Source organism: uncultured Lactobacillus sp., assembly GCF_944327175.1.
Lineage (GTDB): Bacteria > Bacillota > Bacilli > Lactobacillales > Lactobacillaceae > Lactobacillus.
This window is the reverse complement of sequence record NZ_CALVGT010000050.1, coordinates 12657-25417: the sequence shown is the minus strand read 5'-3', so window position 1 is coordinate 25417 and position 12761 is coordinate 12657. Positions and strand designations below refer to the sequence as shown.

10 protein-coding genes are annotated in these 12761 nt (G+C 50.3%); 7 read left to right on the top strand and 3 right to left on the bottom strand.

Features of this window, described 5'->3' with window-relative positions; translation table 11 throughout:
* Positions 1-200 precede the first annotated feature (200 nt).
* The 3 genes from Q0J41_RS06365 to Q0J41_RS06355 all read left to right on the top strand — a co-directional run bounded on the left by Q0J41_RS06365 (position 201) and on the right by Q0J41_RS06355 (position 4828).
* Positions 201-476, top strand: a complete 276-nt coding sequence (locus tag Q0J41_RS06365) for an HU family DNA-binding protein (RefSeq protein WP_296227488.1) — start codon at positions 201-203, stop codon at positions 474-476.
* 115 nt (positions 477-591) lie between these two features.
* Entirely contained in the window at positions 592-1845 is a 1254-nt protein-coding gene (locus Q0J41_RS06360; RefSeq protein WP_296227487.1) for a tetratricopeptide repeat protein, read from the top strand.
* Between the two features lie 121 nt (positions 1846-1966).
* A complete protein-coding gene (locus Q0J41_RS06355; RefSeq protein ID WP_296227485.1) occupies positions 1967-4828 on the top strand; it encodes a YfhO family protein in 2862 nt (953 codons plus the stop codon).
* A 77-nt stretch (positions 4829-4905) separates the two neighbouring features.
* On the opposite strand, the gene Q0J41_RS06350 is transcribed toward Q0J41_RS06355, so the two are convergent.
* On the bottom strand, positions 4906-5841 hold the full coding sequence (locus tag Q0J41_RS06350) for a LysR family transcriptional regulator (protein WP_296227483.1): 936 nt from the start codon (positions 5839-5841) through the stop codon (positions 4906-4908).
* A gap of 368 nt (positions 5842-6209) precedes the next feature.
* On the opposite strand from Q0J41_RS06350, the gene Q0J41_RS06345 reads away from it, so the two are divergent.
* The 4 genes from Q0J41_RS06345 (at position 6210) to Q0J41_RS06330 (ending at position 10507) form a co-directional block, all read left to right on the top strand.
* Positions 6210-7115 (top strand): LysR family transcriptional regulator, encoded by a 906-nt coding sequence (locus Q0J41_RS06345; RefSeq protein WP_296227481.1) that lies wholly within the window; start codon positions 6210-6212, stop codon positions 7113-7115.
* Between the two features lie 267 nt (positions 7116-7382).
* The gene (locus Q0J41_RS06340; protein WP_296227479.1) at positions 7383-9818 is read left to right on the top strand and encodes a hypothetical protein; all 2436 of its coding nucleotides are present in this window, start codon (positions 7383-7385) and stop codon (positions 9816-9818) included.
* Positions 9819-9839: 21 nt separating this feature from the next.
* Entirely contained in the window at positions 9840-10241 is a 402-nt protein-coding gene (locus tag Q0J41_RS06335) for a hypothetical protein (RefSeq protein ID WP_296227477.1), read from the top strand.
* A gap of 50 nt (positions 10242-10291) precedes the next feature.
* A complete protein-coding gene (locus Q0J41_RS06330; RefSeq protein WP_296227475.1) occupies positions 10292-10507 on the top strand; it encodes a hypothetical protein in 216 nt (71 codons plus the stop codon).
* A 49-nt stretch (positions 10508-10556) separates the two neighbouring features.
* On the opposite strand, the gene Q0J41_RS06325 is transcribed toward Q0J41_RS06330, so the two are convergent.
* Positions 10557-11462, bottom strand: coding sequence for a LysR family transcriptional regulator (locus Q0J41_RS06325; RefSeq protein ID WP_296227474.1), 906 nt, complete (start codon positions 11460-11462; stop codon positions 10557-10559).
* Positions 11463-11480: 18 nt separating this feature from the next.
* Positions 11481-12386, bottom strand: a complete 906-nt coding sequence (locus Q0J41_RS06320; RefSeq protein WP_296227473.1) for a LysR family transcriptional regulator — start codon at positions 12384-12386, stop codon at positions 11481-11483.
* Between the last annotated feature and the right edge of the window lie 375 nt (positions 12387-12761).

Below are 12761 nucleotides of genomic sequence, written 5' to 3'. Positions count from 1 at the left end.
CCGACTTTTCTTTTTCAATTTGTGACATTCTCTTGAAAAAGTGCTAAGCCGCGGGCTAAAAGCCTTGTAGGGACAACGTTCTTGTGATATTTTAGAAAACAGGGAATTAATTGAATGCAGTAAGCGCTCAGTGTCCCTCATTTCTGCAAGAGAAATGAAGTGATTAGACGCGAGTCTAATTTATAGGAGGTGAATTCCACATGGCAAATAAGGCAGAATTAGTTTCAGAAATAGCTGCTAAGACTAAGTTGACTAAGAAGGACGTTTCAGAAGCTGTTGACGCAGTTTTTGAAGCTATCCAAGAAGACTTGGCTAAGGGCGAAAAGGTGCAACTGATCGGCTTCGGCACTTTCGAAGTTCGTGACCGTGCAGCTCGCAAGGGCCGCAACCCACAAACTGGTGCTGAAATCGAAATTCCAGCAAGCAAGGTTCCTGCATTTAAGCCAGGTAAGGCTCTTAAGGACGCTGTTAAGTAATTGACGCGCTTTAAAATAAAGAAACGCCGGTATTTCTGGCGTTTTTTTGTTTGGGCGAAACACTTTTTTAGCTGACTAGTTACGGTACAATAGTAAGCAGAAAGTGAGGACAAAGATGACATATTCTGAACAATTGTTGGACGCGATCCAAGGCCACCGCTTCAGCGAGAGCCGCGCCCTCTTGAAGCGGGCACTGGAAAATGATGATCCGGAGATTCTGGCATCCCTGGCAGAAAACCTGACTGACCTGGGCTTTACTGATCTGGCTAAGGAAGTCTACCGCAGCTTGATCGCGGAATTTCCCAATGAAGACCTCTTCAAGGTCTACCTGGCCGAAATCCTCCTCAATGACGGGGCAGAGGACGATGGCTTGACCCTGCTTTACAATGTGCCGGCTGATTCAGATGCCTATCTGGAAAGCCTCCTGGTCCAGGCTGACTACTACCAAAGCGAGGGCTTGATCGAAACGGCACGGGCCAAGATGGAGCAGGCCCGGCAGCTGGCCCCGGATGAAGATGCCATTACTTTTGGCCTGGCGGAACTGGACTACATGAGCGACTTGAACGACCAGGCCCTGCCTCTGTACCAGGACTTGCGGCAAAGACAGACCATGTTCGGGGAAGTCAACCTTAATCAGCGGGTCTTCCAGACCCTGGCTAAGCTGGGCCGATATGAAGAGGCAGCCGCTTTTATCAATGACCATAAAGAAGACCTCTTGAACATTGACGCCAAGTACCAAGCCGGAGTAATCATGGAAGAGGCCGGCCAGTTTGACAAGGCCATTTCCTTCCTTGATGATGTCATTAAGCAAAGCCCTGACTACGTCAATGCTTATCCTTTCTTGGCCAAGGCCTACCAGGAAGAAGACAACCCAGAGGACGCCCTCTTTGCCGCTCAGACGGGCCTGGGCTACAATGAGCTGGATGAAGAGCTTTATCAAATTGGGGCCCAGGCAGCGGCCAAATTAGGCAAGGCTGAGGATGCTGAAGACCTCTTGCAGCGGGGCCTTGAGGTCAATCCAGACAATTCCAGCCTTCGCCTGCTCCTAAGCGACCTCTACTTAGCCCAGGGGCGGGCAGAGGACTCCCTGGCCTTGTTTACTGCTCTGGCTGACAGCGATCTAGAGCCCCAGGCCCACTGGAACATGGCCCGGTCCTACCAAGAAATGGAAAAATATGACCAGGCCCTGCAGGAATATCTCTTGGCCTACCAGAGCCTGCAGACCAGTCCGGCCTTCTTGCGGGGGATGATCTTCTTTGCCCAGGAGAGCGCCCAAGGCGATCTGGCCCGGCAATTGCTGGAAAAGTACCTAAAGCTTGTGCCAGATGACCAGGAAATGCAGGATCTTTACGAGCAGCTGAGAAATTAGAATTTTGGATGATGACCAGCTTTTGCTGGTCATTTTTCTTTTTTAATATTTTCTAGCCTTTTAGCGGGCAGGGAAGAAAAGAAGTAGAATAAAAAGATAGACCATTAAACATTTTGGAGGGATGATTTTGCAATTCAGCTTTAGCAAAAAGAGTGACCGGGCCGTCTACTGGAAGTACTCTGCCTTCTTCCTCTTTTTGGCGGCCTGTGTTTTTGGACCTTATTTGGTTACGGGCCACAGCTTGATCTGGAACACTGACGCGGCCAACCAGCACCTGCCCTTGATGGTTAAGTACCGAGATTACGTGCTCAGTTTCCTGCGCCATTTAAGCCAGGGGCCGGCTGAGTGGTCCTGGACCATGGGCCTGGGCAGTGACCTGTTTTCAGTCTTTTCTTACTATACGATCGGGGACATCTTTGCCTACCTGGCCCTTTTGTTTCCAACCAGCTACCTGGTCTTTGCCTACCAGCTGATCTTGATTTTGCGCCTTTACTGCGTGGGCTTGGCCTTTGTCTATTTTGCCCGCCACTTTGACTTTAAAGATGGGGTAATCCTAATTGGCAGCGGGACCTATATGGTCAATGCCTACCTGCTTTACGCGGCTCTGGCCCAGCCGATGTTCACCACGACTTTTATTCTTTTTCCCTTGATCGTGGTCCAGCTGGAGCGGCTCTTGCAGGGAGGAAGCGCCTGGCCCTTATTTGGGGTCTTTGTCTGGATGCTGGTCAGCAACTACTACCTGGCCTTTGTCCTGGGCCTGGGGGCAATCGTCTATTTGCTTTTGCGCTGGGGCCTGGCTTACTGGGGAAAAATTCCTTTCTGGCCAACAATTAAGAAACTCTTCTTTGCCAGTTTAGGAGCGGTCCTCTTGTCAGCCGGCCTGCTTTTGCCGGAACTTTTGGCCGTGGTCAACTCCACCCGGACCGGGTCCCAGTTTGCCAATGGTTTGACTTTTTACCCGGCCTACTACTACCTGCTTTTGCCTAAGGAACTGATTGACGGGGACAACTGGAAGCTGATGTTCTGGTCAGCCTTGGGCCTGGCCAGTATCATTTTGCCGGCCCTGGTCTACCTTTTCGCTAATTGGCACAAGTACAAGACGGTCGCTGCTTCTCTGTTATTAGGGGCAGTCATGATCTTGATTCCAGCGGTTGGGGCCGTTTTTAACGGGGGGATGTCAGCTTCAAACCGCTGGACCCTGCTCTTGTACCTGCCTTTTGCCTTCAGCGTGATGATCTTTGTCAAGGCGGCCGGCGAGCAGACAGTCAGTCAAAAGGAGATGCGGCTGATTTTTACCATCAGCGGGATCTACCTGGCCTACCTGGTTGGTATGTCCTTTTTAGAAAACGACTACAAGCTCTTCTTGCCAGTTATCTTCCTTTTGCTAAGTTTAGCTGCGGCTTACCTGGTCAATGAAGGGCGGGCTTTAAAGCGGGCGTTATTGCTTACTGTGGCGGCTAATTTGGCCTTTAATGCCTTGTACGCGGCCTTGCCTTATAACGGCAACTTCGCGGGTAAAATGCTGGTTAGGGGGGAATATGAGCAGATTGCTGAAAACCGCTACGGCGGCTTGAACCACATCCTGCTGGCCGGCTTTTACCGGGTCAACACGGTATCAAACAACCAGTTTGTCGGCCAGAAAAAGCTGTTTAACGATCTGACCAGCGGCCTGGCCAATGTGTCATCTTACTATTCTATCCAGAACCAGTATCTGGGCCAGTTCTCGACCGACCTGGGCAACCTGCAGTATGACAACAACATTCCCTTCCACCAGCTGGATGACCGGACGATTTTGAACAATTTCCTGGGCGTCCGCTATATTTTTAACCAAAAATACTCGGTAAATGGCAACAAGCTGCCCGGGACTTACGATCTGATCGCTTCTGGTGAGGAGAAAAAAGACCAAAATCAAGAGATTGTCTATCAGGCTGAGCTCTATAAGACAACAGAGGCCTTCCCACTGCTTTGGCTGAGCGATAAGGCAATCAGCCCCAGCCGCTACCAAAAGCTCTCAGCGAGCCAAAAAGAGCGGGCTCTGGCCAGCGGGGTGGTAGTCAAGGGGGGTGGCCTTAAAGCCGCGAAATTGACCGGGGTCAAGACCATCAAGGCTAGTCTGGCCGATGCCAGCGGCAAGAAGTTGAGTAAAAATAAATTAACTTATACGGACTCTGATGCCAGCTACAAGCTCAAGCTACACTTGTCAGATAAAGAAAAAGCCAAACTGGGCAAAAGCGAGCTGCATGTCGAAATCAGCCAGATTTCCTACCAGCCCTTCACTTTAAGTCAGCAGCTGGACTTGGAGCTAAAGAAGGCTAAGCAGGAGGCCGACCTGGCCGGGCAGACCTTTAACGAGGGGGCGACCCGCTACAAGTACTGGCGCTACCACCTTTTAGCCGGGTCACCAGACCCCAGCTACAAGCTGACGGTAACTGGGAAGAAGGCCAGTGAAACCATTGTGCAGAGAAAGCAGGACATGACTTCCTTTTACCGCCTGGTCGACAGCGCGGTCATGAATATGGGGACTTACCAGACTCTGCCAAATAGCCTGACCTTCCAGCCTTCAAAACTGGGAATCTACCGCTTTAAGATCAAAGTTGTGGCAATTCCTTTGAATCAAGAATACACGAAAGAAGTGCGGCGGATTCAAAAGCAGGGGATCAAGCAGCTGAAACTGGCGCAAAACCAGCTGACCGGCCTCTTCACCAGCAAGAAAGCCGGTGTCGTTACTTCGACCATTCCGTATTCAAGCGGCTGGACAGCTACAGTAGACGGCAAGGCTGTCAAGGTCCTCAGGACCAACACGGCCTTTGTTGGCTTCAAAATGCCGGCTGGTAAGCACCGTGTCCGCCTGGTTTACCGGACGCCAGGATTGCGAAGCGGCCTGATAATTTCGCTTTTGACGGCTTTAGCCATCTGGGCTTATGCCGCGTTTAGTCACAAAGAATGGCGGCGGGAATTCCGGGCTAAGAAGAAAGAAAAATAGTTTTTAATAGTCAAATGCCAATAAAAAAACGAGCCAGCTGGCTCGTTTTTTGTCTGCATATTTTTAAATTTCTGTTCTTATTCCTTGATCAGCTTGCGGGAGACCAGGTCATCCTTCATCAGCTTGGTCATAACCCGGGCAACTTCCTTGGCCCGGTCGTTTGAATCCATGTGGATGGTCAAACCGTTGTCAGACTGAATCAAAGAATGATGCAGTTCAACCTGGTTGTACTTGAGGTCTGGGTCCAGTCCCGGCAACATGTATTCCAAGGTTGCCGTCCAGCCCAAACCGCTGACCGCCATCTGCAGGGCAACTTCGTAGTCATTGACCTTGATGCTCTTATTGACGGAGAGGTTCTGGTCTTCAAGCAGGTGGTCAACCGTCTTTTGGAAGCCGGAGTCATCGCTCAAGGAAACCATTTTTTCTTTGCTGAGGTCCATCAAAAGTTGCTGGCTGAACGGAACGTCCCGCTTGCCTTCTTGGTAAAGCTTACTGGTTTCAGGGATGATCAGGAAGATCCGCGGCTGGAAGAGGAAGAAGTTCTTCAGGTTTTCCCCCCGCAGTAGCGGACCTAAGTAAATGTCAACCATCCGGTTGTCGATCAGACGCTTGGCCGAGTTGATGGAGAAGGTCTTGATCAGTTCAAAGCGGGTAGTTTTAAACTGCTTCAGCAAAACAGGGATAATCTTCCTGCTTTCGCCCGGTGCCCAGATCGGGGAGAAACCGATCTTGATGTAGGACTGTTCTTCTTCAGTGAAGCGGTGCAGGTCCTGTTCGATCTTCATCTGGTCGCTGTGCAGCTTGGCCAGACCGTCGCAGAGGGTCCTGCCGGCTTCAGTCAATTCGATCGGCAGGGTTCTTCTTTCTAGCAGAACGACATTGTATTTCTTTTCAGCCTTGCTTAAAACCTGGCTGACATATGGCTGGCTCAGGAAAAGCTTCTTCGCGATATCGCTGACTGTCTGGCAGTCTTCAGCAGTTGTCAAGATTTGGTAAAGTACGTCTTGTTTCATCTTAATGCTCTCTTTTAAGTGAATGAATTTACAAAATAAATTTTACAATACTATTATTATAGCGTCTTTTTCCTATTAGTCAACGCCAATCATGCTTACTCAATTTTGACATAATACTCGGTGAAATTCAAATAATTACTGCTGATTTTTTGGATAAATGCGACTTTTGCGAGCAAGAAAGTGAAATGAAAGCGGTATAGGAAATCTGAATCATATATTTCCGAACTTATATTGGCAGTTTTTAGCAGGAAATTTTTGCGAAAAAGTTTGAAAATTGCTAAAAAACGTTTTAAAAAATGATAAATTCTTGCTAAAAACTAAAATTTTAGCAAAAATAGGAGGTAAGACTTAACGATGAGGAAAAAGATATGAACTTTCAACATTTGGAATACTTCAACGAGCTGGCTGAGACTCAGTATATGGCCCAGGCGGCGGAAAAACTGGGGATTTCCCAGCCAACCCTAAGCTACGCGGTCAAGAAACTGGAAGAGGAGCTGGGCGTCCCTCTTTTTGAAAGGGAAGGCCGCAACATCCGCTTGACGGTCTACGGCAAGGTCTTCAAAGAGTATAGCGAGGCCGGGGTCCAGCAGATCAAGGAAGGGCTGCGGCAATTGTCTGAGATGGCCTTGGGCGAAAGCGGCAAGCTGTCAATCGGGGTGGCTGAAATCGTGGCCCATAAATTCATTACCGATGTGATCAAGGATTACCGGCAGGTCAATCCGGAATACCGGGTCGACTTCAATTTAAAGCGAGCCGTAACTGGCAAGCTCTTGGACATGCTGCAAAGCGGGGAATTGGACCTGGCTATTGTTACTACCCGGCCGGGTGAAAAGATCGCGGGTTTTGACTTAGTACCAATGATGCACAGAAAGCTGGAGTTGCTCCTACCAGCTGGCCACGAACTGGCCAAGCAGAAGTCAGTCAGCTTGAAGCAGATCGAGCAGTATCCCTACTTGGCTTTTGGGGAAGAACATGGCTTGGCCGGGATCATCGCTGACGTTTTCGCCAAAAATGACATCCACCCCCAGATCAGCAGTGTGACTGACGACGTGCGGACTCTGGTTGACCTGGTGATCATCGGCGAAGGGGTGGCCCTTTTGCCTAAGTCCAAGTACCATGAATCATCTGGCGCCATTGCCGTACCGGTCACGGAAGATACCTCTTACACCATCAGCCTGGCCAGCCGGAATCTGGCCCAAGAGCCCAAGGTGGCTCAGAAAATGGCCTCTTTTATCGTGGAATTCTGCCAAGGGCATGATTTAACGTGGTCCTAATTCACCATCAGCCTGGCCGTACTTTTCTTTAGCCCGGCTGACAGTCTTAGACGGGGGTCATATCAGATAGTCATTATTTATTCCTCTTTTCAATTATTTTCTCTTTTCATGATAAACTTTTTTCAGGCTGGCTTTCTTTTGGCAAAAATCCGCAGAATCTTGCTAGCAAAGCAGGTAAACGCTGCCGAAAACGGGCCGGATAGTGCTATAATCTTGTTAAAGGTCTGCAATATGGCAGACAAAAAGTCATGAATGGGAATAAATCAGATGGCAAGGATTATTGATACTCAGCGCAAGTTACTGATCCAGCACGGCTTGCTGGAAGACATCAAGGAAGTAGGGGAAGAATACGGGAGCCTGACGGCCGCCCTGGCCGCTCCCGACTGGAGCCTGCTGGACCGGGAATTTACTTCATTGTTTGACCAGGCAGATCTTTGCCTGCTTTTTGGGGATGAGGAAGTTCCCGAACTCTCCGCGGCAAGCGAACTGTCCCGGCTTTTTCCGCTTTTGGCTGGCGACTGCCCGGACTTAAAGGAAAAACTGGCTGCCGGCCGGCTAGCGGTTAGCTTTTTGCCAGAAAAAGAAAGCAGCTTCTTCTTGCTGACGGGGAAAGACAAGTACCGCTTCTACTGGGGGCAGGGGGCCACTTACGCTTTAAGCAGCGGGGATAAGACCGGGGATGACTGGGCCATGGTCCAGCAGCTGGTTAAAGAGCTGACGGCTAAGGCGAGCGATATTTTAAACAAAGAAATCTACCAGGGCTATTTGGACCAGGCAGAAGACAAGCGGTCCCAGTACCTGCTGGAAGTCAGCGGCTTGGCAGACAAGCTGGCGACAGCTCCTTTAAAGGACTTCAAAGAAGCAACCCGGCTAGGGCAATTAGGCCAAAGCCAGGCCAGCGTGTCCTTCAAGAAGACGGCCAAGCTTCTCCGTTTCAAAAGCGGGATTGACAAGGAGGATTTGACTGGCGGACAGATCCTAGCTGACGAAGAATTAAGCCAGCGGCTCAGTCAGATCGTCTTTGGCGAGGGCAATGAAAACGGTGAAGCAATTGTTTTACCGGATGAGAAGGCCCACTATCCGCGTCCGCTTTATCTACAAGACCCAGTAACCGGGACGATTCTGGAGAAGCCGGCGATCGACTCCTACCAGGAAGAACCAGTCGCGGTTCAAAAGCCGACCCGGCAAGACGTGTCAGCGATTTTTGACATTATCCGCTTCTACCGGGACCGCAAGCAGGACAATGAATCCCAGGCGGCCTTCTCCTTCTTGATGTATGTCCTGGAAAGCGGCAGTATCTGGAAGATCCGCCAGGCCATCGACGAGCGAAACGGGATCGTGGAAGACGTCCCGATCGTGGCCGGCCTGGTCGGGCAGGGGGAAACTGGCAAGTCGACCCTGCTTAAAATTGCCTCCAACTTGACCATCGGCAATACCAAGGAGATCGTCCAGGCCAGTTCAGAAGACAAGCTCTTCGGGATGACGGCAGCGGTCAGAAAGAAGCTGCTGGCCGGCAAGAGCCTGAGCAAACAGGACCGGGTCAGCGCCTACAGCTCTAACCCTAAGGTCATCAACAAGAATATCTGGAACTTTACCGACCACTACATGGATGAAGACCAGGTCATCACTCCGATCTGCATCGATGACCCGGAAGTCTCCCTCTTTTCTTCCAGCGCTGCCCAGAGCTTTTTGAAAAAGCGGAGCAACCGGCATGGCAAGAAACTGGGGGTGGAACCAGTGGCCATTTTCAGCATGAACAGCAAGGGCAAGGATATCGAGCTTTTGACGGAAGTTGGCCGCAGGGGCTACGTGATCAGCCAGGGCAACCAGTTCCGCAAGAAGACGGACGCGGACATCCACTTTTTTGAATACCTGGACGGCAATACCGACAACCATGGACACTGGCTGAACAACACCCTCTTTCTTTACCTGACCCGGCAGATCGACCGCTGGCTGGAAGAGATGGACGATGAGGACTACTTGCAGCTCAAGCGGGACTTCCTCTACCCGGTCAAGCACGCCTTTTGGCAGTTGGTTGAAGAATATGGCCTGGTCAACACGGAAACTAAGTACTACTTCCAGATGAAGAACTACAATATCGTTGAGGACCTGGGCCGGCGGAACTGGAGCATTCTCTTGCACGATGAGGCGACTTTGCGGGAAATCACCTTTACCCGGGACAATCCGGAATGCATGATTCCCGCCCGGGTCTTCCCCAACAAGGGCAATGACATCAACCGCTACTTTGCCTACCTGCCGGCTTCAGCTGAGATCTGCAAGACTTTTGACAGCCAGGGGCTGACAGTCAAGATGGCCAATATGGACCTCTGGCAGGGCAACCACTTGCTGACTGAGCGCTATGAGAAGGAAACCGGGATCGCGGCTGAGCGCTTTGAAATGGAAAAGGCCAGAGCCGCTGCGGAAGTCCAGGGGCAGAGAATGGGCGAAAACATTGCTCCATATTTGAAGAAGAATGCCGAAATGATGGACCGGATGATGAAGGTCACTGAACAGAACGCCCAGCTTTTGGCGGAAAAAGAAGCCCAGGCTGAAAAGCAGCAGCAGGCAGAAGCTGAGAAGAAGGAGCAGGCTGACCAGATCCAGAAGCTGCAGGATGAACTGGCCCAGGCCAAGAAGGCCGCGGAAGCCGCCAAGAGCGAGGAAAAGAAGCCGCGGGGCTTTTTCGACCGCTTTTTCAAGTAATTTTTTAGAAAGAAGAATAAGATGACCGACACGCAAAGCATGATTGCCGTTCAAGAAAAAGACAATACCGTTTCCAGCCTGGTCTTGGACCATGACGGGGACTTGGAAACCGCCGGCCGGATTCTGGAGGAAAACTACCAGGACTATGAGCAAGTCCTGGCCCTGGTCAATTTGGGCGACTTAAAGAGCCTGGGGAAGACGGCGGAAGAAAGCCGGGCCTACTACCGGGACGAACATGAAGACCAATTGGTCTTGGAAAATTACGTGGACACGGAAGTCTTTGACCGGGCAACTGAAGAGCAGGGAGACTACCTGGCCTGCTGCTTCTTGTACTGCAAGTATGAAGGTGACTTCCAGTGGCTGGTCAGAGATTTTTCCACGGGCGACAAGCGCTTTAAGCCGCTGAAGGAAGCCCTGGCTTAAGAACAGAGGGACGGCAATGACAGCTGGGCAGAGATGAACTAAAGCAGATTTTGGACGAGAAGCGGAGAAGCCGCTGGCAGATCGTCTTCGGGGCCCTTTTGACCGACACGGCAGCCGAAAACGCAGCGGTTCCCAGGAAAAAGATGTCGACCTTGATCAAGCTGAAGGCCTACCAGACCAAGCTGATCCGCCAGTATGACGAAGACATTAAGTTCCTGCAGGAAGAATTTGCTGACCGGGTCCAGGAAGTGCCAAGGAAAATTTGAAATAGCATGCAAAAAGGCTAGAAGCAGTAAGTGCTTCTAGCCTTTTAATTTAAGCCAGTTCATGCATGGCTGGCAATTTGTCTGTTTCCAGCCAGTCATAAAAGTCCTGGCTGGCAGCGGACATGGTGTGTTCATTAATGGCCGTGCCGTAGCTGACTTCGTTTTTGCCGGAAAGGGGAACGACCGTTAAGTCCTGCAGCTGGTTAGGCAAAAGGAAGTTGGGCAGGATGCCAATGCCTAGACCCGCTTGAATACTGAGCATGGCAGCATTGATGGAGTTGGCGGAAGTTACCTTGAGCTGGGGGAGTTTTTGCCAAAGGATCTTTTGCAAAGAGTACTGGCCAGGGGTACAGATGTTATCATTCAAGAAAATGACTCTTTGCTTGTCCAGGTCGCTGTGCTTGACTGACCCGCGGACAGCAAAGTCATAGTCTTTTTGGAAGACAGCACAGTACTTGCCAGTCAGAAGTGCTTTGAATTTGACATTGGTGCCAGAGCCCAGGGAGTCCTGGTTTAAGAAGACGATATCCAGAGTCCCTTCGTTTAAAAGGACAACCAAGTCCCGGTAATTGTGGCTTTCAATGTTAAATTGGACCTTGGGATTTTCAGTTTGGTAGGCCTTGATGCTTTTAGACAGGGCAAAGGTTTCGTAAGGGGAGTTGCTGATACCGATTGTGATTTTGTCTCTGGCCTGCTCGTTTAGGGCTTCCAGCTGCCTTAAAGTGTCCACGTAATTGTGGTGGACAGGGCGGATGTCTTCATAAAATGCCTTGCCAACCGGGGTTAAGGAGACCTTCTTCCTGGTCCGGTAGAAAAGGTCGGCCCCGATATAGCGCTCCATTGAAGAAATGGTCTGCGAGACTGCCGACTGGGAGACTCCCATATTCATGGCTGTCCCGGAGAAGCTCAAGGTTTCAGCCAGGTTAATAAAAATTGCCAAGTGTTCTGTGTTCATTGTTTTCTTTCCAGCTCCTTATTCTGCAACCGGGTGGGTGGCCGGCAGCCCCCGCTCTTTGACCCAGGCGATAAAGTCGGCGGCCGGTGACTTCCGGTCCTTTAAGGTGACCATGCCAATTTCATCAGTAATTTCCTTTTCCAAAGGCAAAAGCTCCAGCTGGTCGTCGCTAGGGTCAACGACAAAGTCGGCGCAGATCCCGATGCCTAGGCCGGCGGAAATCATCTGGGTGTAGTCAGCCATGTTGTTAGCCACGGCATAGTCCAGGCTGGCCAGGTCCCGGCTTAAAGCGTTCTGCAGGGAATTTTGCTTGGGCAGGCACCAGCTGTTGTCCAGGAAGATCAAACGCTCTTTAGACAGGTCCTTTAAAGTCACAGGTGAATTGCCTATGTAGCAGTAGCTCTTGCTGCAGACAGCGTAAAAGCGGCCTTCCAGCAGCTTTTCGTAAGTCAAGGTGATGCCGGAGTCGATCGATTCTGGTCTGGTCAAGATCACGTCGCAAAAGCCCTGCTTTAAGCGGGCCACCATGGTCCGGTGGTCGTAATTTTCCAGGAAGATCTTGACGTCTGGCCTGACTTTCCGGTATTCCTGGATCAACTGCTTGATGGCATAGCGGTCATAGCCAGAGCCAGAGAAACCGATTGTTAAGAGGGTATTGACTGACTGGGACACTTCCCGGGCGTGGGTAACGGCCTTGTTGAACTGGGTAATGACTGGCTGCATCCCCTGGTAAAAGAGCTGGCCAGCCGGGGTCAAATTGACTTCTTTACGGCTGCGGTAGAAGAGCTTGGTATTGAGGTAGCGCTCTAATGAAGAAATTGACTGGGAAACAGCCGACTGGGTAATATTCATGTTTTGGGCAGTCCGCGAGAAATTCAGGCTTTCCGCCAAATCAAGGAAAATTTTGATTTTATCGGTATTCATGGATAGTATTAGTCTTTCTGATTGATTTTACTAGTTCGCTTTATGAGCAAAGAATACCCCATTATTTAAAGCAAGTCAAAGAATTGATCAAAATAGCGAAAAATATTATCAATCCACGGCAAAGGCGATAAGGGCGGGCTTTGTAGTGAAAACAGTAAACGCTTTACGGAGATTTTTGCAGAAATATTCAAAAAAGTTTGTAAAAAAGGCTTGAATAAAATGAGAGACCTGTTAGAATTAAATCCAACAAGTTAAGCGAAGGAAGTAGTACCCGCTCCCCTGACTCTTCAAGCGAGTTTCGTAGTTGAGAGGAAACAGAGCCAGCGCGGGGAACGCAGCCGGGAATATGACCGATAAGCGGTCATCGATTGATTC